Source organism: Achromobacter sp. D10 (assembly GCF_035282245.1).
Lineage (GTDB): Bacteria > Pseudomonadota > Gammaproteobacteria > Burkholderiales > Burkholderiaceae_B > Achromobacter > Achromobacter insolitus.
This window is the reverse complement of record NZ_JAYJLE010000014.1, coordinates 1-23,083: the sequence shown is the minus strand read 5'-3', so window position 1 is coordinate 23,083 and position 23,083 is coordinate 1. Positions and strand designations below refer to the sequence as shown.

Genomic DNA, 23,083 nt, shown 5'->3' with positions numbered 1-23,083 from the left:
TTATTCCTGAATGAATTCCAGTTTGGCGCGAACGTCAGCCGGCAACTCCGCCGGCCGCATGTGAATGGCATCGACGCAGCAGACTTGGATGTTGCCTTCGGCAAGCAGTTCCCCGTCGCGTTCCGCGCGTTGCGCGAAGTGTATCGAAGCGCGGCCCAGTCGTGTGACCCGGCTGCGTATGGTAAGTAAATCGTCCAGCCTGGCCGGCTTGCGGTAGGACATGTCCAGAGAGCGGACAACGAATAAACGTTGCTCGCTGACCGCCAGATTGGACTGGTTGACTCCCAGGGCGCGCAGCCATTCGGTGCGTGCGCGCTCCAGGAATTTCAAGTAGTTGGCGTAAAAAACCACTCCGCCTGCGTCCGTGTCTTCGTAGTAGACGCGGACCTGCAGGACGGATTCGGCGGACTTCGGATCGGTCACGATGAATAGGAAAGGGCGGTCGGGACGCGAAAAGTCCGTAGTTACTATAAGGTTTACAGCGTATCGAGCTTCGTCAGCACGGCTTCAAGCGCGGACTCTACCGGAATCTTGGCCGCTTCGGTTTCCCGACGGGCCTGCAATTCCACCACACCATCGTTCAAGCCGCGTTCTCCAACTGTTACACGCAGCGGCGCGCCGATCAGCTCCCATTCAGCAAACATCACGCCCGGGCGGGCATCGCGGTCGTCCAGTATGACGTCCACGCCGCGCGCCAGGAGGGATTCATACAGCTTCTGCGCGGTGTCACGCACGGTTTCACTTTTGCCCCAGCCGACCGGGCAGATTACCACTTCGAAGGGCGCGATTGCGCGCGGCCAGATGATGCCGCGGGCATCGTGGTTCTGCTCGATGGCCGCGCCCACGATGCGGGTCACGCCAATGCCGTAGCAGCCCATTTCCAGCACGGCGGGCTTGCCGGTCTCGTCCAGGAACGTGGCCTTGAGGGCTTCCGAATACTTCTTGCCCAGGTAGAAAACGTGGCCCACTTCGATGCCGCGCTGGATCGACAGGGTGCCCTTGCCATCCGGCGAGGGATCGCCGGCGACCACGTTGCGCAGGTCGGCCACCAGTTCCGGCTCCGGCAGATCGCGGCCCCAGTTCACGCCCTGGATGTGGAAGTCTTCCTTGTTCGCGCCGCAGACGAAGTCGGCCATGTTGGCCACGGTGCGGTCGGCGATGACGTGGACCGGACGCGCGGTCTTGACCGGGCCCAGGTAACCGGGCTTGCAGCCGAAGGCTTCGACGATCTCGGTTTCCGTGGCGAAGCGGAAGCCGGCCAGGCCGGGCAGCTTGCCGGCCTTGATTTCATTGAGTTCATGGTCGCCGCGCAGCAGCAGCAGCCAGATGTCGGCGCCTTTTTCGCCATCGGTGGCCAGCACGATCGACTTGATCGTGCGTTCCAGCGGCAGGCCCAGCAGTTTGGCCACGTCCTCGCACTTGGCGGCGCCCGGCGTGGGCACTTCCGCCATGGCCTGGGCGGGTTCGGCGCGGCTGGCGTACAGGCCGGGAGCCTCGGCCAGTTCGATGTTGGCGGCGTATTCCGAATCCGCGTTGTAGACCAGCAGGTCCTCGCCGGTGTCGGCGATCACCTGGAATTCGTGGCTGCGGGTGCCGCCGATCGAGCCCGTGTCAGCGGCCACGGCGCGGAATTCCAGGCCCAGCCGGCCGAAAATGCGCATGTAGGCGTTGAACATATTGTCGTAGCTGGCCTGGGCGCCGGCTTCGTCGCGGTCGAAGGAATAGGCGTCCTTCATGGTGAATTCACGGCCGCGCATCAGGCCGAAGCGCGGGCGGCGCTCGTCCCGGAACTTGGTCTGGATGTGGTAGAAGTTCACCGGCAGTTGGCGATAGCTGTGGATTTCGTTGCGCGCGATGTCCGTGATGACTTCCTCGGACGTGGGTTGCAGCACGAAATCGCGCTGGTGTCGGTCCTTGATGCGCAGCAGTTCGGCGCCGTATTGCTCCCAGCGGCCCGACTCCTGCCAGAGCTCGGCCGGCTGCACCACCGGCATCAGCAGCTCGATCGCACCCGCGGCGTTCATTTCTTCCCGGACGATGGCCTCGACCTTGCGGATGACTTTCAGCCCCAGGGGCATATAGGTGTAGATGCCGCCCGCGAGCTTGCGGATCATCCCTGCGCGGGTCATCAGCTGATGGCTGGCGACTTCGGCTTCGGAAGGGGCTTCTTTGAGGGTGTTGATGTGGTAGTTGGATGCGCGCATGTTTAAAGGTGGCAGCAGATACGTATAATCGACCGTAATTGTATTGAATTCGGTGGGGGTGGCCCATGCTTGACCGCGAAGGCTACCGCCCCAATGTCGGCATCATTCTCGTCAACGGTAGAAACGAGGTCTTTTGGGGCAAGCGTATCAGGGAACATGCCTGGCAGTTCCCCCAGGGCGGCATCAAGTACGGCGAAAGCCCGGTGCAGGCCATGTATCGCGAGCTCCATGAAGAGGTGGGCCTGAAGCCCGAGCATGTCCGTATTTTGGGGCGTACACGCGATTGGTTACGTTATAACGTGCCCGATCACTTCGTCCGGCGTGAGTGGCGCGGCCACTATAAAGGACAAAAACAGATTTGGTTCTTGTTGCGCCTGGTAGGACGTGACAGTGACGTTTGCTTGCGCGCGACGCAGCATCCGGAATTCGATGCCTGGCGCTGGAGCCAGTATTGGGTGCCCCTGGATGCGGTGATCGAGTTCAAGCGCGATGTCTACACCCAGGCGCTGAACGAGCTGTCGGCTATCCTCTTCCGGCGCCATCACGAAACCCGCTACCTGCGCCAGCGGGTGCACGGGCAACGGGCGGCAGAGAATCTGCCCGAAGGAACGGACGGTCATGCGCATATTGTTGGTTGAAGACGAACGGGACATGGCGTCCTGGTTGATGCGCGCGCTCGCCCAGAGCGGGTTCGTGCCCGATCACGCGGCCGACGCGCGCACCGCTGAAGCTTTCATGGCGGGCACGGAATACGACGCTATCGTCATGGACCTGCGCCTGCCCGACAAGCACGGTCTGGTGGTCCTGCGCGAGATGCGCAACCGTGACGACCGCACCCCCGTGCTGCTTCTGACCGCCCAGGGCGCCCTGCAGGACCGCGTGCGCGGCCTGAACCTGGGCGCGGACGACTTCCTCACCAAACCGTTTGCACTCGAAGAACTGGAAGCGCGCCTGACGGCGCTGGTGCGCCGCAGCCGCGGTCGCCAGCATCCGCGCCTGCAGTGCGGTTCGCTGTCCTACGACAGCGAAAGCCGCGCCTTCACGCTGGACGGCTCGCTGCTGTTCCTGACCCCGCGCGAACATGCCGCCCTGGCCGCGTTGTTGACCCGCAGCGGCTATCCGGTGGACAAGTCCCAGCTGTTCGGCAAGGTGTTCACCCATGACAGCGAAGCCAATCCGGACGCTATCGAGGTTGTGCTGCACCGCCTGCGCAAGAAGCTGGCTGGTAGCGACGTGCGCATCGTTACCGTGCGCGGGTTGGGCTATATGCTGGAAAGCGTTGCCAGCGAGTCCACGGAATCCTGAGTGAGGCTGCGGCTATCCGAGTTGCCGCGCGTGGGCATCCGCGCGCTGCTGATCATTCTGCTGCTGCCGGGCGTGATCATGCTGCTGGTCGTGGACAGCGTGAACGACTACCGCACGCTGGCCGAGATCACCAACGAGGCCTACGACAGCGCCCTGGTGGAACCGGCCCGGGTGCTGGAAAGCAGTCTGGAATTCACGCCTGACGGCAATTTGCAGGTCGCCACGCCGCTGTACGCGCAGGTGATGCTCGAGTCCCGGGCGGGCCTGCGCAAGTATTTCCGCATCGAAGAGATCGACCCGCCGCTGCCTGACGGCGCCGCGGTGCCGACGGAGCCGGGCAAGACCTTGCTGGGCATGCCGGAAATGCCGCGTCCGCCTACCTGGCCGCGGTCCAACAGCCAGCCGGTTTTCTACGACAGCGTGTATCGCAACGACCCCGTGCGCGTTGTGTCGGTGGTGCGGGATCTGTATTACCAGGGGCAACACCGCCAGGTGCTGGTCGTCGTGGCCGAAAGCACGGGCAAGCGCATCGAAGCCGAGAACAACGCGCGGCGCCAGGAAATCCTGCGCGACACGCGCATGCTGGCGCTGGTCGCATTGCTGGTCTGGTGGGGCGTCTCATGGGCACTGAAGCCCTTGCGCCGGCTGCGCAACGATATCCGCGCGCGCCGCCCCGAAGACCTGACGCCGCTGGATGCATCGCGCGTGCCCAGCGAAGTGGCGCCGCTGGTCGATGCCGTCAACCACCATATCGCGCGCTACCGCCGCGTCCTTGACGAGCAATCACAGTTCCTGGCCGATGCGTCACATCAGCTACGCACCCCGTTGGCCATCATGCTGACGCAGGCGCAGTACGCCCTGCGTGAACGTGATCCCGCCCGCGCGCAGGAAGGCTTGCGGGGCATCGTCGACCAGTTGGGCCGCACGCGCCGCCTGACCGAGCAATTGCTGGCCTTGGCGCACGCCAACCAGGCCGATCAGCAGCCGCGCCAACTGTTGGATATGAACGCGGTCTCACGCGAAGTGGTGCTGCAATACCTGCCGTTGGCGCACGAAAAGCAGCAGGACCTGGGCTGGGTGCAGGCAGGCTCGGAAGAAGGGCAGGAAATGCCCGCGCCAGTGTCGGGCAATGAGGCCGAACTGCACGAGGCTCTGTCCAACCTGGTGCACAACGCCATCCACTACGCGCCCGTGGGCGCGCGCATCACCGTGTCGGTCTGCTGCCGCGACAATCGAGCCGAGGTGGCCGTTTCCGATAACGGACCGGGGTTGGATCCGATCATGCGCCAGCGCGCCTTCGCGCGTTTCGAGCGTGTCGGTACCGACAAACCGGTCGCCTCCTCCGGTTCGGGCTTGGGCCTGGCGATTGCTCGCGCCTATGCGCGCCGCAATGACGGAGACATCGAACTACGCGATGGCGAGCCGAACGCGCAAGGCGGCGTCGGCCTTGCGTCCGTACTGTGGCTGCCGCTAGCTTCCACGGTGTCGCAGTATCCGCGCCCGGTCGATGTCGACCTCAAGGGCGATCAATAACTTCTCCGCATTTCCGCTTTCAACCTCTTTTTTCACGCGTGGTCCGGCTTCCTTTCAGGGATAACCCCCGAATTCAGGAACGCGACAGCGCACAGAAAGCGGATTAGCAGCTTCCTTCCGTAATCTGCGTCCGGGCCTGTCGCCGGGCACCGGGTGGCGCTCGTTTCGAGCTGCGCATCCTGGTCAGGCGCGGTGCCGCACCATGAAGGAGGATGAAGTGCAAAAGACAATCAATAGAAAGGACTATTACGGCGGAGCGCTGATGGTCCTCATCGGGCTGGGGGCGATTTACGGCGGGACCGACTATCACATCGGGACCCTGAGTCACATGGGTCCAGGATTCTTCCCAGCTGCGCTCGGAGGCCTGCTGGCTCTGACCGGCGTGCTGATCGCCATTTCCGCGCGCTCCGGCGAATCGGCGGCGCCTGCGCCTGGCGACGGCCATGCCCACGGCCTGCCTGATTTCCGGGGCGGTGCCTGCATCCTGCTGGGCATCCTGGCGTTCCTGCTGCTGGGCCATTACGGCGGCTTGCTGCCCGCCACGTTCGCCATCGTTTTCATTTCGGCGCTGGGCGACCGCAACAACACGATCAAGCAGGCTCTGCTGCTTTCGATCGCCATGACCGTCATCGCGGTCGTTGTCTTCTGGTGGGCGCTGCAACTGCAGCTTCCGCTGTTTCGCTGGGGTTGATGCGCCATGATTTCCCAATCCTTGATGGACCTCTGGTACGGCTTCGGCGTCGCTTTCCAGTGGCATAACCTGATGTGGTCGTTCTTCGGCGTGCTGGTGGGCAACCTCATCGGCGTGCTGCCCGGCATGGGCGCGCTGTCGGCCATTTCCATTCTGCTGCCTCTGACCTATGTGATGCATCCGGTGCCCGCCATCCTGATGCTGGCGGGTATTTTCTACGGCTCGCAGTACGGCGGCGCCATCGGTGCAATTCTGTTGAACCTGCCTTCGCATCCGCCGCACGCGGTTACCTGCCTGGACGGCTATCCGCTGACCAAGCAGGGCAAGGGAGGCACGGCGCTGGGCATCACGATGATTTGCTCATTTTTCGCCGCATCGGTGGGGATCATCGTCATGATCTTCGCGTCGCCGCTGCTGGTCGAAGTCGCCTTCAAGTTCGGCCCTACCGAGATCTTCTCGATCATGCTGCTGGGCCTGCTGGCCGGCGCTACGATGTCGCGCGGTTCTCCGCTCAAGGGCGTGGCGATGACCTTGTTCGGCTTGATGTGCGGTGTCGTGGGCACGGACGTGAACACCGGTACCATCCGATTCTCGTTCGGGCTGCTGGATCTGTCCGATGGCCTGGAACTCGTGGCGATCTCCATGGGCTTGTTCGGCGTGGCCGACTTCCTGATGAGCGTCAACCGGATGACCATCATCGGCAGCGGCGCCAAGCTGCGCCTGCGCGATATGCGGCCCAGCAAACAGGAGCTCAAGACCGCGTTCTGGCCGATGGTCCGCGGCACGGCCGTGGGCACCCTGTTTGGCGCGATGCCCGGCACGGGGCCCACGATCACCACCTTCGTGGCCTATGCGCTGGAGCGCAAGATATCCAAGACGCCCGAGAAGTTCGGCACCGGCATGATCGCCGGCGTGGCTTCGCCCGAAGCGTCGTCGCACTCCAAGACGCAGGTCGACTTCATTCCGACGATGAGCCTGGGCATTCCCGGCGACGCAGTGATGGCGCTGATCCTGGGTGCGCTGCTGATCCAGGGCATCCAGCCCGGTCCCCAGCTCATCACCGAGCATCCGGACATCTTCTGGGGCCTGATCGCCAGCTTTTGGGTCGGTAATGTGTTGCTCATGGTGCTGAACGTGCCGCTGATCGGTGTGTGGGTGAAACTGCTGCAGGTGCCGTACCGCTACCTGTTCCCGTCCGCGCTGTTCTTCATCGCGGTGGGGGTGTTCAGCACGCAGAACAGCCTCTTCCAGATCTGGGAAGTGCTGGCATTCGGCGTGATCGGCGCCATCCTGATGACCCTGGAGTTTTCGGTAGCGCCCATCCTGCTCGGCTTCGTGCTGGGGCCGATGGTGGAAGAGAACTTCCGTCGCGCGCTGTTGCTGTCGCGCGGCGACCTCGCGGTATTCGTGGAACGCCCGATCAGCGCCTGGTTCATCGGCGCGAGCGCCTTGCTCGTCCTGTTGCAGGTGTGGGCCTTCCTGCGCCGCAACAAGAACAAGGGCAAAGGCAAGCCGGAGGTACCGCAGGCGGCATAAGCGCTTTTCTGCAGGTTTGCGAGCGGCCCGGCATCATGCCGGGCCGTTTGATTTGTGCGGCGGCATCCCTCATGCTTTAGGCTTCCCGAGCCAGCATACATAGCCATCATGCACCTACTCTTCGCCTGTCCCCACCACGATCCCGCCACCTGGGTTCCGTTACTGGAAGCCGCGATGCCCGGATGCCGCATTTCCGTGTGGAACCCGGACGGGCCGCCCTCGGGCGCAGAAGCCGCCCTGGTCTGGAAGCCGCCAGCCGAACTCTTCAAGCACGAGACCGGCCTGACGACACTGTTCAACCTGGGTGCCGGCGTTGACGCCTTGCTGAAAATGCCCGAGATCCCGCCGCAGGTGCGGATCGTCCGCCTGGAAGACGCAGGCATGGCGGTGCAGATGGCCGAATATGCGTTGTACGCGCTGCTGCGCGTCTCGCGTGATTTCGAAGCCTTCGACCACGCACAGGCCCGCCAGCACTGGGACACCCGCGAAGGTTCACGGCAGGCCGACTGGCCGGTGGGCGTGCTGGGGTTGGGGCAGGTGGGCGCACGCGTGGCGCAGACTCTGGCCGAGTTCGGTTATCCCGTGGCGGGCTGGTCGCGGTCGCCGCGCGACATCCCCGGCGTGGAATCCTTTGCGGGCGAAGCCGCCTTGCCGGCATTCCTGGCCCGCACGCGCTTCCTGGTGAACGTCCTGCCGCTTACGCCGGACACCATCGGCATCCTCAATCGCGACACGCTGTCCCAGCTTCTGCCGCATGCGCATCTGGTCAACGTGGGCCGGGGCGAACACCTGGTCGAGGACGACCTCGTGCAGATGCTCGAAGAAGGCGAGATCGACGGCGCCACGCTGGATGTCTTCCATACCGAACCCCTGCCCAAGGACCATGCCTTCTGGCGCGATGCGCGCGTTCACGTCACGCCGCACATCGCGGCGCGCACCTTGCGCGATGAAAGCATCCGGCAGATCGCGGGCAAGGTCGAGCAACTGCGGCGCGGCGAAGCCATCACTGGCGTGGTGGACCGTTCGCGGGGCTATTGAGCCGGAAGCGGCGGCGCCTTTTCCAGCCGTTGATACATCGCGGGCAGGCGCTCAGACAGGAAATCGAGCAGGGCGCGTACGGCGGGCATCATGCCCCGCCGTGACGGATAGATGCAATGCACGATGCCTTCGGGCGATTGCCATTGGGGCAGAACCTGTACCAGCTGGCCGCGCCGCAATTGTTCGTGCGTGGCAATCGAAGGCAGCAGGGCGATGCCGCGGCCGCGCACCGCCGCTTCGGTCAACACGATGAAGTCGTTGCATGACAATTGCGGCTTCAATTCCACGTGGACTTCTTCGCCCTTGTCGTTGCGCAGGGGCCAGCGCACCTCGTTCTGCGGGTCGCTGAAGCTCAGCGTGGTGTGCGTGGCGAGGTCTTGGGGAGTGTCGGGCGTGCCGTGGCGTTGCAGGTAGCTGGGGCTGGCGACCAGCGTGCCGCGAGCCGTACCGAAGTGACGCACGACGAGCTCGGCGTCCGTATCCAGCTTGGTGCGCACGCGCAGCGCCAGGTCTACGCCTTCACGGATCAGGTCCACGCGGCGGTTGGTCACCAGCAACTGCACCGACACGGCCGGCCAGGCGTCCAGGAATTCGGGCAATAGCGGCGACAGCACATCCTGCGCGATGGATACGGGGCAGCTGACGATCACGGGGCCCGTAGGCTCCGCCTGCAATTGCCGCATGGCATCGTCCGCCGCGCGCGCCGAGGCGGCCATTTCGCGGCAATAGTGCAGGTAGCGTTCGCCAGCCGAGGTCAGGCGCAAGCGGCGCGTCGTGCGTTGCAGCAGGCGCACGCCCAGGCTTTCCTCCAGGTGCGAGATCCGGCGCGACAGGCGGGATTTCGGAATGTCCAGCGCCCGGGCTGCGGCGCTGAAGCCCCCCTGTTCGACGACCTGGGAAAAGTAATAGAGGTCATTGAGATCTTGCATGATTGTTCTATTCCTGGAACGAATAGTTCATCATAACCGGATTTATGTGAACAATTAAGCGGTCTACAGTGACGTCCATGCACTCGGGATCTGACTAACGCTTACGGATCCTGACCGCCCGCAGTGAGCGGGCCATCACTGGAGAAATTTGCAATGAAGACCCTGGTTATCCTTTCCTCTATTCTCGGCGATCGTTCCAACAGCAAGCAATTGGCCGATCACCTGATCCACTGCGTCAAGGCGTCCAATCCGGCCGCGGTCATCAAGGTCCGCGACATTGGCGCGCAGCCCATTCCGTACTTCGACGGCGACACTGCCGGCGCGCTGTTTACCCCGGCTGATGCCCGTACGGTGGAACAGCAACGCCTGGTTGAAATGAGCGACGAACTGGTCGCCGAATTGATGCAAGCCGATCGCATCGTCTTCGCCGTTCCGGTCTACAACTTCAACATGCCCGCACAGTTCAAGAGCTATCTTGACCATCTGGCCCGCGCCGGCATCACCTTCCGCTACACCGCCGAAGGCGTGCCGGAAGGCCTGGTAAAGGGCAAGCAGGTGTTCGTGCTGACGGCTCGCGGCGGCAAGGCCGAGGGCACGCCGTCTGACACGCTGACTCCTTACCTGCGTCAGATGCTCGCCTTCCTGGGCATGGATGACGTCACTTTCATTGCCGCTGAAGGCATGGCCATGGGTGAAGTGGCCGCGCTGGAAGGCATGGCGCAAGCCAAGCAACGCATCGATGCGTTGCTGCCTGCCGCGCAGCAGGACAGCCTGGCCGCGTAAGCGCGGGCGTCAAAAGCAAAGGCGAGCCTGGCGGCTCGCCTTTTTTCTTGCTGCAAGCGTCAGGCTCAGTCGCGCAGCCGCTTGATCAGGCTGGAAGTGTCCCAGCGGCCGCCGCCCATCTTTTGCACGTCGCCGTAGAACTGGTCCACCAGCGCAGTCAGGGGCAGGCGCGCGCCGTTGTGACGGGCTTCGGCCAGCACCAGGCCCAGGTCCTTGCGCATCCAGTCCACCGCGAAACCGAAGTCGAATTTGTCATCGACCATGGTGCCGCCGCGGTTCTCCATCTGCCAGCTTTGCGCCGCGCCCTTGCTGATCACGTCCAACACGAGCTTCATGTCCAGGTCGGCCGCCTGGCCGAAAGCCACGGCTTCGGACAGGCCCTGCACCACGCCGGCGATGCAAATCTGGTTGACCATCTTGGCCAGTTGCCCAGCCCCCGGCGGCCCGACGAGCGTGACGGCGCGGCCAAAGCTCTGCGCCACGGGCTTGATCGCGTCGAATACGGCCTGTTCGCCGCCGCACATGATGGTCAGCACACCATTGACTGCGCCGGCCTGGCCGCCCGACACCGGAGCGTCCACGAAATTCAGGCCCAGGTCCTTGGCTTGCGCATAGAGTTCGCGCGCGACGTCGGCCGACGCGGTGGTGTGGTCCACGAATACCGCGCCGGGCGCCATGCCGGCGAAGGCGCCGTCCGGGCCCAGCACGACGCTGCGCAGGTCGTCATCGTTGCCTACGCAGGCAAAGACGATCTGCGCGCCAGCGACCGCTTCGCGAGGCGTAGCGGCGCTCTTGCCGCCGAATTCCGCGACCCAGGCCTGGGCCTTGGCAGGCGTGCGGTTGTAGACCGTGACGTCATGCCCTGCGCGCGCCAGGTGGCCGGCCATGGGCAGGCCCATGACGCCCAATCCGAGGAAAGTGACTTTCTGGGCTACGACAGCGTCGTAGCTCTTGGTACCGATCGTTGCCATGCAGGGGACTCCGCTTTATGAGGTTAGGGGCATCAGGGGCGCTGGCGCCTGTAAACAGGCCCTAACCTTAACGCAATCAAAAGCCTGCGGCGAGTCCGTCGCGACGGCTGTCGCTTGCGCTGACATAGCCGTCCACGGCCGGATCGCCCAGACGCCAGATGAACTGGCCCGAGCCGAAGTCCATGTAGGGATCCGCCATGCTCTCGAGCACGTGGCCCCGGGCGCGCAGCCCCTCGGCAACCGTGGAGGCCAGGCCGGCCTCCGCATCCAGCGACAGCCCATGGTTCCACTTCCAGCGAGGCGCATCGCAGGCGGCCTGTGGCTGCTGCCCGTAGTCCAGCATCCGGACCAGCGCCTGGACCTGCCCCTGGGGCTGCATATTGCCTCCCATGACCCCAAAACTCATGACAGGCGCGCCGTTGCGCATCAGGAAGCCGGGGATGATGGTGTGGAAGGGACGCTTGCCGCCCGCTACCGCATTGGGATGGTCCGGGTCCGTGCTGAAGCAATGGCCGCGGTTCTGCAGGCTGACGCCCGTGCCGGGCACCACCACGCCGGAGCCAAAACCCATGTAGTTCGACTGGATGAAGCTGACCATCATGCCGCACTTGTCTGCGGCCGTCAGGTAAACGGTGCCGCCGCGCGGCGCATGGCCGCTGGCGTGGGCCTGCGCCGCATTGGGATCGATCAGGCGTGCGCGTTGCGCCAAGTAGTCCGGCGACAGCATCTGTTCGGGCGTCACGCGCATGTGACGCGCGTCGCCCACGTGTGCGTACACATCGGCGAAGGCCAGCTTCATCGCCTCGATCAGCAGGTGTTGCGTTTCGGCGTGATCCACTGGGCGGGCGGCCACGTCGAAGTTCTGCAGGATGCCCAGGGCGATCAAGGCTGCAATGCCCTGGCCGTTGGGGGGAATCTGGTGCAGCGTATGGCCGCGGTAGGCCTGGCTGATCGGAGTGACCCACTGCGGCGCGTAATCGCGCAGATCGGCCAGCGTCAGTGCGGCGTCGTGGGCTTGGGCATGCGCCACCAGCTTGTGCGCGGTCTCGCCTTCATAGAAGTCCCTGCCGCCGCTGGCGGCAATGCGCTTGAGCGTGGCCGCCGCGCCTTGCAGGACGAAGTGCTCTCCAACCTGAGGCGCGCGGCCACGAGGCAGGAAATGCTCGGCGAAGCCAGGCTGAGGCTGCAACAGGTCAGCCTGCGCCGCCCATTTTTCCTGCACGATCGGCGACACGGCAAAACCGCGCTCGGCATATTCGATGGCGGGCGCCAAGACGTCGGCGTAAGCCAGGCGGCCCAGCTTTTCATGCAGTGCGCCCCAGCCGGCCACGCAACCCGGCACGGTCACGCTGTCCCAGCCGCGGGCCGGAATGGCACCCTGATGCTTGCGCCGGAAGTAGTCCATGTTCCACGCCGCGGGCGCCGTGCCCGACGCGTTCAGGCCATGCAGCTTGGAGCCATCCCAGACGATCGCGAAACAATCCGATCCCAGTCCGTTGCTGACGGGTTCCGTCAGTGCCAGCGTGGCGGCCGCGGCGATCGCCGCATCGACGGCGTTTCCGCCCTGCGCCAGGATCCGCAGGCCGGCCTGAGCGGCCAAGGGTTGCGAGGTGGCGACCACGTTGCGCGCGAAGACGGGGCGGCGGGTGGAGGGATAGGGGTTGTTCCAGTTGAAATTCATCTCGAATCGTCGCGTGGGGTAAACCCCTAGCTTAACGTAGCTGAACGGCCTTTGAACATAACCCGTATCGGTTTGTATTGCCTGGTTTCATTTGAGGGAGGCATTTTGCGCGCGCAAAGAAAAACCCCCGGGCGGAACCCGGGGGTTTTCAGGGCGAGGCTGCCGCGATGCAGCGGCAGGCTGCGCTTTAGTCTTCTTCGACGAAGGTCTCTTCGCGCTTCTTGCGGATCGCAGGCAGGGCCACCAGGATCACCAGGAAGACGGCGACGGCCAGCAGCGAGGCCGACAGCGGACGCGTCACGAAGGTCGTGAAGTCGCCACGCGACAGCAGCAGGGCGCGACGGAAGTTCTCTTCCATCATGGGACCCAGCACCAGGCCCAGCAGCAGCGGTGCGCCTTCGCACTTCAGCTTGGACCACACGTAGCCGATGATGCCGAAGATGGCGGTGGTGAAGATGTCGAACGTGTTGTAGTTCAACGAGTACACGCCGATCGTGCAGAACACCAGAATCGCCGGGAACAGGATGCGGTAGGGCACCTTCAGCAGCTTGACCCACAGGCCGATCAGCGGCAGGTTCAGCACCACCAGCATCAGGTTGCCGATCCACATCGAGGCGATCAGGCCCCAGAACAGCTCGGGGTGGCTCGTCATGACTTGCGGGCCGGGCTGGATGTTGTGGATGGTCATGGCGCCGACCATCAGCGCCATCACGGCGTTGCCCGGGATACCCAGCGTCAGCAGCGGGATGAACGAAGTCTGCGCGGCAGCGTTGTTCGCCGATTCCGGACCAGCCAGGCCGGCCGGGTGGCCCTTGCCGAAGCGTTCCGGATTCTTCGAGATCTTCTTTTCCAGCGTGTAGGACGCGAACGACGACAGCACGGCGCCACCGCCCGGCAGGATGCCCAGGGCCGAACCCAGGGCCGTGCCACGCAGCACGGCGGGAGCAGCTTCCTTGAATTCCTGCTTGTTGGGATACAGCGTGCCGATCTTGTCGGTGATGTCGACGCGGTTTTCCTTCTGCTCGAGGTTGGTCATGATTTCGGCGAAGCCGAACACGCCCATGGCCACGATGGCGAAGTCGATGCCGTCCTGCAGCTCGGGGATGCCGAAGTCGAAGCGGGCGACGCCCGAGTTCACGTCGGTGCCCACCATGCCCAGCAGCAGGCCCAGCAGGATCATCGCGATTGCCTTGGGCAGCGAACCCGAGGCCAGCACCACGGCGCCGACCAGGCCCAGGCACATCAGCGAGAAGTACTCGGCGGGGCCGAACTTGAACGCGACTTCAGCCAGCGGGGGCGCGAAGGCGGCCAGCAGCAGCGTGGCCACGCAACCTGCGAAGAACGAACCCAGCGCGGCGATTGCCAGTGCTGCGCCAGCGCGGCCGTTGCGGGCCATCTGGTGACCGTCCAGCACGGTCACCACCGCGGACGTTTCCCCTGGCAATGCCACAAGAATTGCCGTCGTGGAGCCGCCGTATTGGGCGCCGTAATAAATACCCGCCAGCATGATCAGACCGGCCACCGGGGGCAGCACGTACGTGATCGGCAGCAGCATTGCAATGGTCGGGACGGGGCCGATGCCCGGGAGCACGCCAATCAGCGTGCCCAGGATGCAGCCCAGCAAGGCGTAGGCGAGGTTCTCGGGCGTGAACGCGACCGAGAAGCCCAGCATGAGGTTGTCAAACAATTCCATGACCGAAGGCTCCTTAGTTCATGCCCAGAAAGGACGGCCACAGCGGGAAAATCAGCCCCAGCCCCTTGACGAATGCCAGATACGAGAACACCACCAGGAAGATCGCGTTGGCGACGGCGACCTTCAAGCTGAACTCATGGCTGGCCAGGCTGCTGACGACAACCAGGACGAATACCGAAATGTAGATGCCCAGCAGTTTGAGGATGAAGCCGTAGAGCACGACCGATCCGACCACCAGGAAAACGATGCGCCAGTCGAACTTGTCGACGTGGGTCTCGTGGGCCTTCTTGGACAGCGAGCCAAGCAGCACGATGGCGCCCAGCAATGCCAGAACAATGCCTAGCCAGAAAGGAAAATACCCTGGGCCCATTCGGGCGGCAGTACCCATTTGGTAGCTGCTGGCCTGCCAGGCGAATCCCAGTCCAAGGGCGATGAACATCACCCCCGACCAGAAGTCCTGTCGATTGCGTAGCTGCATGATTGGTTGGCTCCTGTTTACAGCATGTAGATAAAAAGGTCTGTGGCCAATCCCGCCGACAGGCGAGTGACAGGCACAAAAAAGGCACTTCAGGGTGCCATTTGTTCTTATGAAAGGTAAGGCTAGGATTCTTGAAAGGGCGAATGGTAATGGACGCCCGGCACGCTGCAAACCCTGTAAGGTCGGTGAAAGGCTGGGGTTTTCCCTAGAATTCGGGAACTCCCGACCCCGAGTTGTAACGGGCCAGGAAGTTTGAGGGCTTTTTGAAAGCTAAGTGAAAGTTTATAGAAAGAAAGACGAAAGCAGGATCGGCCGGATGCGTGGCGTTCGGATGAGGGAGGGATAAATCCTACTGAATATTGCCGGGTTTCTCACCTTGCGTGAAGGGACCCCGTTCAACTCAGGATGGTTTACGATAGCGCCCATGCTGCAAGATCTAGACCAACTCGCCGCCCGCATAGGGCAACTGGTGCAACGCACCCGCCAACTCCACGCAGAGCGTGACGCGTTGCGCCAACGCCTGAATGAAACCGAAGCTGAGCAACGCGTGCTCAAGCAACGCGCCGCCGAGCGCGAGGCCGAAATCGTCACGCTGCAGAGCAAGCTTCAGGATCACGATGGCGCGGTCTCCGCCATGCTCGAGCAGGCCCAGCAGGCCGAGGCTGCGCTGCGCGAGCAACTGGCCCGCGAAACCGCCGAGCGCCAATCGCTCGAATCGCGTTTCTCCGCCCGCGAGACCGAATTGCAAGGCAACTTGCAGACCCGCGACACCGAATTACAGCGCTTGCGCGTGGCCGCCGCATCGGCCCGTGAGCGCATTGACGCCGTGCTGGCCCGCTTGCCGGGCGCACCGTCTGGAGAGCAACACTGATGGAACGCGTAGATGTCACCATACTGGGACGCGACTATTCCCTGGCGTGTTCCGCCGAAGAAAAGCCGACCCTGTTGGCCGCTGTGCGCCATGTGGACCAGCTGATGCTGCGCATCCAGGGCACGGGCAAGGTCTCCAGCAATGAACGCATCGCCGTGATGGCCGCGTTGCAAGTCGCGGGCGAGCTGCTCGCCATGAAAGCACCCGATGGTCCGCTGGGCGGTTTGGCGGTCGGCGACTTCAAGCGTAGAATCGAGGACATGAACGCAGTACTCGATGACGCCTTGTCGGGTCAGGAAAAACTGCTCTGACAGTTCATGAAGCAGTACTCAAGTATTTTCAGTTTGTCCCTGCCGTGTTCGTGACTAGGCCATACATTCTCTGAACCTATGTCTTATGGCATATTGGTTGCGGGAGTGCAGAGCTGGAGTGATCGTCTCCTGTAGACGAACCCGACGCTCTTCGGAACGCGACCACCTTGAACCTCAGGGTTCGAGATGCCGGCCTTGACGGCACAGGCGGGGCATCTATCCCAGCGGGCCTGCCACAAGAGCAGGTCCGCCTCGGGCGCCTCATCTCTCCCCTCCGTCCTCCCTCCTAGGACCAGTCCATGTTCAAACACCCTGTTTTCTCGCTGACCAAACTCGGCGCGGCGTGCGCAACCGTGGCCGCTCTGAGTGCTGCGCCGCTCGTCCACGCGCAGACCCCGGCTCCCGCCGCCGCCGAAGCCTCTGCCAGCCGCGCTCCGGAATTGACCCTGCAGGCCACGGCGTCTTCCGAGGTCAAGCAAGACACGGTCCGCATTTCCTTGTCGGCCGAAGTTGAAGCGCAGGATCAACCGGCCGCGGGCAAGAAGTTGACTGCCGCCCTGGATGACGTGATCAAGCGCGCGCGCGACGTCAAGGACGTCGAGGTGCGTACCGGCGGCTACAACGTCTGGCCGAACACCTCCAGCAAAGGCAAGATCAGTTCCTGGCGTGGCCAGGGCGAGGTGATTCTGGAATCCAAGAACTTCGAAGCCGCGGCTGCGTTGGCTTCCAAGCTGTCCGACAAGACAGCCATCTCCAACATCAGCTTCTTGCTGTCGCGCGAGGCGCGCGAGGCCGAAGAGCGCAAGCTGCTCAAGGAAGCCGCGCAGGCCTTCAAGGACCGCGCGCTGGCCGCGGCCAACGCTTTCGGCTTCTCGGGTTACCGCCTGTCCAAGCTCGAACTGGGCGGCTCGGGCGGCGCAGTGCCCGTGCCGCGCATGATGGGCGCCGCCGCCATGGCCAAGGACGCCTCCGGCGGCTATAGCCCGGACGTGCCGCTGGAAGCGGGCAACGTCACGGTCAGCATTGCGGTCAACGGGACGATCGTTTTGCAGTAAGGCTGAACATGATGGCGCCCAAGGCGACCATCGGCAGGGACAGCCACTGTCCCATGCTCAATCCGCCCGCGAGCAGGCCCAGGAAGTTGTCAGGCTCGCGGGTGAATTCCACGAGGAAGCGGAACGTTCCGTAACCCATCAGGAAGAGCCCGCTCACTTGCCCCAGGGGGCGCGGCTTGCTGGAAAACCACCACAGCAGCGCAAACAGCACGATGCCTTCCAGGCCCAGCTCATAGAGTTGCGACGGATGGCGCGGCAGGCCATCGCCGCTGCCCGGAAACACCATTGCCCACGGCACATCGGTGGGGCGGCCCCAGAGTTCGCCATTGATGAAATTGCCCAGGCGCCCAAAGCCCAGCCCCAGCGGGATCAGCGGCGCGATGAAGTCGCTCACCGCGAAGAACGGCAGCTTCTTCTTGCGTGCGAACAGCAGCATCACCACGATCACGCCGATCAGGCCGCCGTGGAACGACATGCCGCCTTGCCACAGGTACAGCACTTCCAGCGGGTGGGACAAGTAATACGAGGGCTTGTAGAACAGCACATAGCCCAGCCGCCCGCCCAGCACCACGCCCAGCACGCTGTAGAAGATCAGGTCTTCCAGGTCCTTCACGTTCAGCGAGGTAGTGTGGCCGGAGGTGATGCGCCGGCGTCCCAGCAGGTACACCAGGGCGAAGCCCACCAGGTACATCAGTCCGTACCAGTGGATGGCAAGCGGCCCGATCTGCAGGGCGACGGGATCAAATTGGGGATATTGCAGCATGTTCTGCCCGACACAATAAAGTTGAATGATAATAACCGGCGAGCATTGAAGATTCGCGCGCAAGCGAGCCAGCTTCCCGGGGCGGTCGCCACGTCCGAGCCCCGACGGCCGACAGGAGACAGACCATGCCGCATAACGAACGTTCCCGCCACATCACCCACGGTGTCGCGCGCGCGCCCAACCGCGCCATGTATTACGCGCTGGGTTACCAGGAAACGGATTTCGAAAATCCCATGATCGGCGTGGCCAATGGCCATTCAACGATCACGCCGTGCAATAGCGGCTTGCAGCGCCTGGCCGATGCCGCCATCGATGCCATTCGCGCGTCCCGCGCCAATCCGCAGGTATTCGGCACGCCCACCATTTCAGACGGCATGTCCATGGGCACCGAGGGCATGAAGTATTCGCTGGTGTCCCGCGAAGTCATTGCAGACTGCATCGAAACAGCCGCGCAAGGCCAGTGGATGGACGGCGTGGTGGTGATCGGTGGTTGTGACAAGAACATGCCCGGCGGCATGATTGCCCTGGCGCGCACGAACGTGCCCGGCATCTATGTCTATGGCGGCACCATCAAGCCTGGCCACTACAAGGGCAACGACCTGACCATCGTTTCCGTGTTCGAGGCCGTGGGCGAATACACCATGGGCCGCATGCCCGAAGAAGATTTCAAGCAGATCGAAAAGTGCGCAATTCCGGGCTCGGGATCCTGTGGCGGCATGTATACGGCCAACACCATGAGCTCCGCGTTCGAGGCCATGGGCATGAGCCTGCCTTACTCCAGCACCATGGCCAACGAGGACGAGGAAAAAGTCGCCTCCGCCGCGGAGTCGGCGCGTGTGTTGGTCGAGGCCGTCAGGCAAGGGCTGCGGCCGCGGGACATCATCACGCGCGAATCCATTGAGAATGCAGTGTCCGTCATCATGGCCACGGGCGGTTCCACCAACGCCGTCCTGCACTTCCTGGCAATAGCCCATGCCGCCGAAGTCCCTTGGACCATCGACGATTTCGAACGTATCCGCGAGCGCGTGCCCGTGCTGTGCGACCTGAAGCCTTCTGGCAAATACGTCGCCACGGACCTGCATCGCGCCGGCGGCATTCCTCAGGTCATGAAGCTATTGCTCAATGCAGGCCTGCTGCATGGAGACTGCATCACCATCACAGGCAAGACCATCGCGGAAACGCTGGCCGCCGTGCCTGACGCGCCCAGGGCGGACCAGGACGTGATCATGTCGCTGGATCGGGCGCTGTATCCCCAGGGCCATCTCGCCATCTTGAAAGGCAATCTCTCGCCAGAAGGTTGCGTCGCCAAGATCACCGGTCTGAAGAACCCGGTCATCACCGGACCCGCGCGTGTCTTCGACTCGGAAGACGACGCCATGACGGCCATCATGGCGCGCGAGATCCGCGATGGCGATGTCGTGGTCATCCGCTACGAAGGCCCCAAGGGTGGCCCAGGCATGCGCGAAATGCTGGCGCCCACCTCCGCGCTGGTCGGCCAGGGGCTGGGTGAAACGGTAGGGTTGATCACGGACGGACGCTTCTCGGGCGGAACCTGGGGCATGGTGGTTGGCCATGTCGCGCCGGAGGCTTTCGTCGGAGGGCCTATCGCGCTGATCCGCGAGGGCGATTCGGTTACCATCGATGCCCACAAGCTGCTGTTGCAGCTCAATATCAGCGACGAAGAGATGGCGGCTCGTCGCCAGGCCTGGGTTCAGCCCCGGCCGCGTTATACACGCGGTGTGCTTGCCAAGTTCGGCAAGCTCGCCAGCACCGCGAGCCGTGGGGCAGTTACCGATGCATTTGAAGAGTAGTCTGTTGTTGGCCGCCGCCTGCGTCCTGGGCGCGGGGGCGGCGCAAGCGCAAACCACCGGGCTGGACCTGGCCAAAAACAAGGCCTGTATGGCGTGCCATCAAGTCGAAGCCAAGCGCGTGGGGCCGCCCCTCAAGAGTGTGGCCGAGCGCTATGCGGGGCAGGGCGACGCCATGGTCGATTACCTGGCCGGCAAGATACGCGGGGGCGGCAGAGGCGCCTGGGGCGCGGTGCCCATGCCTGCGCAAACCCAGGTCAGCCAGGATGATGCCCGCGCGCTTGCTGAATGGATCTTGTCGCTGGCGCCGCCCAAGCAGTAGTCTTATTCTTCTGCGCCCACGCATGAAATCCGGGCGTCTGGCCGCAGTTCGCGGCCGCCTATCAATAAGGAACCGTCATGTCAGAACAACCCTCTCCGGGCAATGAAGTCGCCGTACTCGGCGGCGGCTGCTTCTGGTGCGTCGAAGCGGTGTTCACCGATCTGCGCGGCGTCAGGAGCGTGCTGCCCGGCTACAGCGGCGGGCATGTGGACAACCCCAGCTATGAACAGGTTTGCGGCAAGGATACAGGTCACATCGAAGTGGCTCGCGTCGAGTTCGATCCCGCCGAACTGTCTTACAGCGATCTGCTGCGCGTGTTCTTCGCGACCCACGATCCCACCACCCCTGGCCGTCAGGGCAACGACGTCGGTCCGCAGTACGAATCGGCCATCTTCTGGCAGAACGAAACGCAGCGCGAACAGGCTCAAGCGGTCATCGCCGAAGTCGAAGCCCAGAAAATCTACGATGCGCCTATCGTGACGCACCTGCTGGCACCCGCCAAATTCTGGCCGGCTGAAGACTATCACCGCGATTACTTTGCCCTGCATCCAGAGCAAGGCTATTGCCAGTTCGTGATTGCGCCGAAGGTCGCCAAGTTCCGTAAGCAATTCCAGGACCGACTGCAGAAGTAGCAGGCAAAAAAAACCTCACCCTGGGGTGAGGTTTCAAGGCCAGCGTCGATGCCCGAGCACCGGACGCTGGCGGGGGAAGTCTTTACTCGACGGTCTTCACGACGCCTCGGCGCATCTGGTCAAGTTCAATCGACTCGAACAAGGCTTTGAAATTGCCTTCGCCGAAGCCATCGTTGCCCTTGCGCTGGATGATCTCGAAGAAGATCGGGCCGATCTGGTTTTCAGTGAAAATCTGCAGCAGCAGTCCGCCGCCGGGGGCGCCGTCCAGCAGGATGCGATTCTTTTGCAGGCGCGCTACGTCCTCGCCGTGGTTCGGCAGGCGGCGGTCCAGCAACTCGTAATAGGTCTCCGGCGTATCCAGGAACACCACGCCATTCTGGCGCAACGCCTCGATAGTGGCGTAGATATCTTCCGTGGCCATGGCGATATGCTGGATGCCTTCGCCTCGGTACAGGTCCAGGTATTCCTGGATCTGGCCCTTTTCTTCCGTGCCTTCTTCGTTGATCGGAATGCGGATGTTGCCGCAGGGGGAGGTCATGGCCTTGGACTTCACGCCCGTCACCTTGCCCTCGATGTCGAAGTAGCGCACTTCGCGGAAATTGAAGAGGCGCTCGTAGAACTCCGCCCACTCTGCCATGCGGCCCTTGTGCACGTTGTGCGTCAGGTGATCCACAAGGGTCAGGCCGGCACCGCGATGATTCAGGTCGGCCTGGGCGTTCTGCGGGTCCACCGGCACGAAGTCCACGTCATAGATGCTGATGTCGCCGATACCGCCATGGCCGTCCTTGCCGGTCCAGCGGTCCACCAGGTAGATCAGCGAATCGCCGATGCCCTTGATGGCCGGAATGTTCAGTTCCATCGGGCCGCTATGCGAATCGAAGCCCCAGGCGCCGAGCTCCAGGGCGCGCTTGTAGGCGGCATTGGCGTCCTGCACGCGAAAACCGATCGCACAGATCGACGGTCCATGCAGGCGCGCGAAACGCTGGGCGAAAGAATCCGGCTCGGCGTTGATCAGAAAGTTCACACCGCCCTGGCGATACAGGGTCACATCCTTGTGGCGGTGTTTGGCAATGGCCTTGAAGCCCAGCAGCTCGAACACCTTGCGCAGTGCGGCGGGGTCCGGCGCGGCGTATTCAATGAACTCGAACCCGGCGGTGCCCATCGGGTTGTCCCAGGGTTGGAAAGCGCTGCTCATAAGTCTGCTCCCTTGCATCATTTTTAAGGACGACTTGTTCTTCAAGTCTAGACGGAGATTGTAGGAAGGAACGACGGGCAGACAATTGCAAACGTGTCGCGAAAGCTAGCTGGTTGAGCAATAATATTGCCGTAGAAAAAATATTCAGGGCTAAAAATGTCTGACATTGAGCTAGATAGGACAGATATACGGATTTTGGCCGAGTTGCAGCGGGATGGGCGGCTCAGCAACCAGGAACTGGCCGACCGTGTGTCGCTTTCGCCCAGTCCCTGTCTGCGACGAGTCCGGAGGCTGGAAGAGAAGGGCTTCATCAAGAAGTACGTGGCGCTTATCGACGCGAAGAAGGTTGGCTTGGGCCTGCTTGCGTACGTGAACATCCGCTTGAACAAGCACAGCGGATCCAGTCACGCGCCCATGAGCGACTTCGCCCGCGACGTGCAGCTGTGGCCGGAGGTGGTCGAGTGCTATGCCATGTCTGGCGACATGGATTACCTGCTGCGCATACAGGTCGCCGATCTCGCGCATTTCTCCCGATTCGCCATGGACACCTTGATGCGCCATCCCGCAGTAGTCGACATGCGCTCGTTCTTCGCGCTTCAGCAGATCAAAGAGACGACAGAGCTGAGGCTCTGATCTTTTGGTGTGGCCGCGGAGGCTTGCGTATTGCTCTATATATATAAGCGTGCGTGCCGCGAGTGGCAACTTGCCGCCGGCCTCTGTTGGATTCCTCCTCTCCTGCCTGGCTCTCTATATATAGGGAAGGAGCGCCCCTCACTTAAGCCCGTCCCCAGAAAACTTCATCTTTTTGAAAAATGGGTGCCATCTTCATGGAATGGGCAAATTTCCGTGCTATAGTCTCGCTCCTTCGCGATTCGGTCGGTTTTTGAGGCGCGAAGGCCAAGCAAGCACACAGGGCGACACGGGCAACCAAGCCGGCCTGCCGCAAGCGGTCAGAAATGAAAGCGATGCGGTTATTGCATGAATTGCAGCAAATCAGGCAGAAGCCAGTTGCGCAATTTGCAAAAATCGTGCTATAGTCTTGGGCTTGGCTGGCGATGTAAACAAAGGGTTTACCCTTATGTCGCCAACCAGCTGTTGCAATAACCAACCCCTGGATTTCAGGATCAGCGCTCTGGCGAAAGCCGCTGCGATGTTGCAGGAAAGAATGCAAGTCAGGCAAAAGCCGGTTGCATAATCTGCAAAAGTTGTGTTAAAGTTTCAGGCTTGGCAGTTGCCGAAAACTTAGGGTTAACCCTGATATTTCGATAGCTGCTAAGAGAGGCG

Annotated in this window: 23 protein-coding genes and 1 other RNA gene; 15 read left to right on the top strand and 9 right to left on the bottom strand. The window is 62.8% G+C overall.

The annotated features are described in order from the left end of the window. Entirely contained in the window at nt 1-423 is a 423-nt protein-coding gene (gene ybgC / locus VCS63_RS25925; protein ID WP_042796388.1) for a tol-pal system-associated acyl-CoA thioesterase, read from the bottom strand. A 53-nt stretch (nt 424-476) separates the two neighbouring features. After that, nucleotides 477-2,204 carry a proline--tRNA ligase gene (locus VCS63_RS25920; RefSeq protein WP_164793441.1) on the bottom strand — a complete coding sequence of 576 codons (1,728 nt, stop codon included), beginning with the start codon at nt 2,202-2,204 and terminating at the stop codon, nt 477-479. A 65-nt stretch (nt 2,205-2,269) separates the two neighbouring features. On the opposite strand from VCS63_RS25920, the gene VCS63_RS25915 reads away from it, so the two are divergent. From VCS63_RS25915 to VCS63_RS25890, 6 genes are all read left to right on the top strand, one after another. Continuing rightward, entirely contained in the window at nt 2,270-2,842 is a 573-nt protein-coding gene (locus VCS63_RS25915; RefSeq protein ID WP_042796390.1) for an RNA pyrophosphohydrolase, read from the top strand. Beyond that, nucleotides 2,823-3,509 carry a response regulator gene (locus tag VCS63_RS25910; RefSeq protein ID WP_042796391.1) on the top strand — a complete coding sequence of 229 codons (687 nt, stop codon included), beginning with the start codon at nt 2,823-2,825 and terminating at the stop codon, nt 3,507-3,509. The genes VCS63_RS25915 and VCS63_RS25910 overlap by 20 nt, the downstream gene beginning before the upstream one ends. A gap of 30 nt (nt 3,510-3,539) precedes the next feature. Next, nucleotides 3,540-5,042 (top strand): sensor histidine kinase, encoded by a 1,503-nt coding sequence (locus VCS63_RS25905; protein WP_088607836.1) that lies wholly within the window; start codon nt 3,540-3,542, stop codon nt 5,040-5,042. A gap of 262 nt (nt 5,043-5,304) precedes the next feature. After that, nucleotides 5,305-5,733, top strand: coding sequence for a tripartite tricarboxylate transporter TctB family protein (locus VCS63_RS25900; protein WP_042797549.1), 429 nt, complete (start codon nt 5,305-5,307; stop codon nt 5,731-5,733). Nucleotides 5,734-5,739: 6 nt separating this feature from the next. Then, the gene (locus VCS63_RS25895; RefSeq protein WP_042796392.1) at nt 5,740-7,269 is read left to right on the top strand and encodes a tripartite tricarboxylate transporter permease; all 1,530 of its coding nucleotides are present in this window, start codon (nt 5,740-5,742) and stop codon (nt 7,267-7,269) included. A gap of 108 nt (nt 7,270-7,377) precedes the next feature. Then, nucleotides 7,378-8,307: a 2-hydroxyacid dehydrogenase gene (locus tag VCS63_RS25890; RefSeq protein ID WP_042796393.1), complete on the top strand. Its 930-nt coding sequence runs from the start codon at nt 7,378-7,380 to the stop codon at nt 8,305-8,307. Here VCS63_RS25890 and VCS63_RS25885 read toward each other — a convergent pair. Further along, nucleotides 8,301-9,236, bottom strand: coding sequence for a LysR family transcriptional regulator (locus tag VCS63_RS25885; protein WP_042796394.1), 936 nt, complete (start codon nt 9,234-9,236; stop codon nt 8,301-8,303). The genes VCS63_RS25890 and VCS63_RS25885 overlap by 7 nt on opposite strands. Nucleotides 9,237-9,389: 153 nt before the next feature. Between VCS63_RS25885 and VCS63_RS25880 the strand changes: the two genes are divergently transcribed. Next, the gene (locus VCS63_RS25880) at nt 9,390-10,019 is read left to right on the top strand and encodes an FMN-dependent NADH-azoreductase (RefSeq protein WP_323881446.1); all 630 of its coding nucleotides are present in this window, start codon (nt 9,390-9,392) and stop codon (nt 10,017-10,019) included. Between the two features lie 65 nt (nt 10,020-10,084). On the opposite strand, the gene VCS63_RS25875 is transcribed toward VCS63_RS25880, so the two are convergent. From VCS63_RS25875 to VCS63_RS25860, 4 genes are all read right to left on the bottom strand, one after another. Further along, nucleotides 10,085-10,990, bottom strand: coding sequence for an NAD(P)-dependent oxidoreductase (locus tag VCS63_RS25875; RefSeq protein WP_323881444.1), 906 nt, complete (start codon nt 10,988-10,990; stop codon nt 10,085-10,087). Nucleotides 10,991-11,066: 76 nt separating this feature from the next. Further along, nucleotides 11,067-12,671: a gamma-glutamyltransferase family protein gene (locus VCS63_RS25870; protein ID WP_104653994.1), complete on the bottom strand. Its 1,605-nt coding sequence runs from the start codon at nt 12,669-12,671 to the stop codon at nt 11,067-11,069. Nucleotides 12,672-12,858: 187 nt separating this feature from the next. Continuing rightward, nucleotides 12,859-14,364: a tripartite tricarboxylate transporter permease gene (locus VCS63_RS25865; protein ID WP_063639711.1), complete on the bottom strand. Its 1,506-nt coding sequence runs from the start codon at nt 14,362-14,364 to the stop codon at nt 12,859-12,861. Nucleotides 14,365-14,377: 13 nt separating this feature from the next. Beyond that, nucleotides 14,378-14,842, bottom strand: a complete 465-nt coding sequence (locus VCS63_RS25860; RefSeq protein ID WP_042796398.1) for a tripartite tricarboxylate transporter TctB family protein — start codon at nt 14,840-14,842, stop codon at nt 14,378-14,380. A gap of 424 nt (nt 14,843-15,266) precedes the next feature. On the opposite strand from VCS63_RS25860, the gene VCS63_RS25855 reads away from it, so the two are divergent. The 4 genes from VCS63_RS25855 (at nt 15,267) to VCS63_RS25840 (ending at nt 17,079) form a co-directional block, all read left to right on the top strand. Next, entirely contained in the window at nt 15,267-15,713 is a 447-nt protein-coding gene (locus tag VCS63_RS25855) for a hypothetical protein (protein ID WP_042796399.1), read from the top strand. Continuing rightward, on the top strand, nt 15,713-16,024 hold the full coding sequence (locus tag VCS63_RS25850; RefSeq protein ID WP_006388757.1) for a cell division protein ZapA: 312 nt from the start codon (nt 15,713-15,715) through the stop codon (nt 16,022-16,024). The genes VCS63_RS25855 and VCS63_RS25850 overlap by 1 nt, the downstream gene beginning before the upstream one ends. Nucleotides 16,025-16,057: 33 nt before the next feature. Continuing rightward, nucleotides 16,058-16,242: non-coding RNA, 6S RNA (ssrS, locus tag VCS63_RS25845), on the top strand. An 81-nt stretch (nt 16,243-16,323) separates the two neighbouring features. Further along, complete coding sequence (locus VCS63_RS25840; protein ID WP_323881441.1) at nt 16,324-17,079, top strand: SIMPL domain-containing protein; 756 nt, start codon at nt 16,324-16,326, stop codon at nt 17,077-17,079. Here VCS63_RS25840 and lgt read toward each other — a convergent pair. Next, the gene (lgt, locus tag VCS63_RS25835) at nt 17,054-17,842 is read right to left on the bottom strand and encodes a prolipoprotein diacylglyceryl transferase (protein WP_042796400.1); all 789 of its coding nucleotides are present in this window, start codon (nt 17,840-17,842) and stop codon (nt 17,054-17,056) included. The genes VCS63_RS25840 and lgt overlap by 26 nt on opposite strands. A gap of 125 nt (nt 17,843-17,967) precedes the next feature. Between lgt and ilvD the strand changes: the two genes are divergently transcribed. The 3 genes from ilvD (at nt 17,968) to msrA (ending at nt 20,604) form a co-directional block, all read left to right on the top strand. Beyond that, a complete protein-coding gene (gene ilvD / locus VCS63_RS25830) occupies nt 17,968-19,653 on the top strand; it encodes a dihydroxy-acid dehydratase (RefSeq protein WP_323881438.1) in 1,686 nt (561 codons plus the stop codon). Then, a complete protein-coding gene (locus VCS63_RS25825) occupies nt 19,637-19,972 on the top strand; it encodes a c-type cytochrome (protein WP_076816290.1) in 336 nt (111 codons plus the stop codon). The genes ilvD and VCS63_RS25825 overlap by 17 nt, the downstream gene beginning before the upstream one ends. Nucleotides 19,973-20,049: 77 nt before the next feature. After that, complete coding sequence (gene msrA, locus VCS63_RS25820) at nt 20,050-20,604, top strand: peptide-methionine (S)-S-oxide reductase MsrA (protein WP_063639708.1); 555 nt, start codon at nt 20,050-20,052, stop codon at nt 20,602-20,604. A gap of 82 nt (nt 20,605-20,686) precedes the next feature. Here the strand turns inward: msrA and hppD are convergent, their stop codons facing one another. Next, the gene (hppD, locus tag VCS63_RS25815) at nt 20,687-21,799 is read right to left on the bottom strand and encodes a 4-hydroxyphenylpyruvate dioxygenase (protein WP_042796403.1); all 1,113 of its coding nucleotides are present in this window, start codon (nt 21,797-21,799) and stop codon (nt 20,687-20,689) included. 156 nt (nt 21,800-21,955) lie between these two features. Here hppD and VCS63_RS25810 point away from each other — a divergent pair, with 156 nt between their 5' ends. Beyond that, on the top strand, nt 21,956-22,432 hold the full coding sequence (locus tag VCS63_RS25810; protein ID WP_054458545.1) for an Lrp/AsnC family transcriptional regulator: 477 nt from the start codon (nt 21,956-21,958) through the stop codon (nt 22,430-22,432). Nucleotides 22,433-23,083 lie beyond the last annotated feature (651 nt).

Excerpts from the sequence above, each read along its gene's own strand:
- VCS63_RS25920 (WP_164793441.1), bottom strand. The coding sequence starts at position 2,204 with ATGCGCGCATCCAACTACCACATCAACACCCTCAAAGAAGCCCCTTCC.
- VCS63_RS25915 (WP_042796390.1), top strand. The coding sequence starts at position 2,270 with ATGCTTGACCGCGAAGGCTACCGCCCCAATGTCGGCATCATTCTCGTC.
- VCS63_RS25910 (WP_042796391.1), top strand. The coding sequence starts at position 2,823 with ATGCGCATATTGTTGGTTGAAGACGAACGGGACATGGCGTCCTGGTTG.
- VCS63_RS25900 (WP_042797549.1), top strand. The coding sequence starts at position 5,305 with ATGGTCCTCATCGGGCTGGGGGCGATTTACGGCGGGACCGACTATCAC.
- VCS63_RS25895 (WP_042796392.1), top strand. The coding sequence starts at position 5,740 with ATGATTTCCCAATCCTTGATGGACCTCTGGTACGGCTTCGGCGTCGCT.
- VCS63_RS25890 (WP_042796393.1), top strand. The coding sequence starts at position 7,378 with ATGCACCTACTCTTCGCCTGTCCCCACCACGATCCCGCCACCTGGGTT.
- VCS63_RS25885 (WP_042796394.1), bottom strand. The coding sequence starts at position 9,236 with ATGCAAGATCTCAATGACCTCTATTACTTTTCCCAGGTCGTCGAACAG.
- VCS63_RS25880 (WP_323881446.1), top strand. The coding sequence starts at position 9,390 with ATGAAGACCCTGGTTATCCTTTCCTCTATTCTCGGCGATCGTTCCAAC.
- VCS63_RS25875 (WP_323881444.1), bottom strand. The coding sequence starts at position 10,990 with ATGGCAACGATCGGTACCAAGAGCTACGACGCTGTCGTAGCCCAGAAA.
- VCS63_RS25870 (WP_104653994.1), bottom strand. The coding sequence starts at position 12,671 with ATGAATTTCAACTGGAACAACCCCTATCCCTCCACCCGCCGCCCCGTC.
- VCS63_RS25865 (WP_063639711.1), bottom strand. The coding sequence starts at position 14,364 with ATGGAATTGTTTGACAACCTCATGCTGGGCTTCTCGGTCGCGTTCACG.
- VCS63_RS25860 (WP_042796398.1), bottom strand. The coding sequence starts at position 14,842 with ATGCAGCTACGCAATCGACAGGACTTCTGGTCGGGGGTGATGTTCATC.
- VCS63_RS25855 (WP_042796399.1), top strand. The coding sequence starts at position 15,267 with ATGCTGCAAGATCTAGACCAACTCGCCGCCCGCATAGGGCAACTGGTG.
- VCS63_RS25850 (WP_006388757.1), top strand. The coding sequence starts at position 15,713 with ATGGAACGCGTAGATGTCACCATACTGGGACGCGACTATTCCCTGGCG.
- VCS63_RS25840 (WP_323881441.1), top strand. The coding sequence starts at position 16,324 with ATGTTCAAACACCCTGTTTTCTCGCTGACCAAACTCGGCGCGGCGTGC.
- lgt (WP_042796400.1), bottom strand. The coding sequence starts at position 17,842 with ATGCTGCAATATCCCCAATTTGATCCCGTCGCCCTGCAGATCGGGCCG.
- ilvD (WP_323881438.1), top strand. The coding sequence starts at position 17,968 with ATGCCGCATAACGAACGTTCCCGCCACATCACCCACGGTGTCGCGCGC.
- VCS63_RS25825 (WP_076816290.1), top strand. The coding sequence starts at position 19,637 with ATGCATTTGAAGAGTAGTCTGTTGTTGGCCGCCGCCTGCGTCCTGGGC.
- msrA (WP_063639708.1), top strand. The coding sequence starts at position 20,050 with ATGTCAGAACAACCCTCTCCGGGCAATGAAGTCGCCGTACTCGGCGGC.
- hppD (WP_042796403.1), bottom strand. The coding sequence starts at position 21,799 with ATGAGCAGCGCTTTCCAACCCTGGGACAACCCGATGGGCACCGCCGGG.
- VCS63_RS25810 (WP_054458545.1), top strand. The coding sequence starts at position 21,956 with ATGTCTGACATTGAGCTAGATAGGACAGATATACGGATTTTGGCCGAG.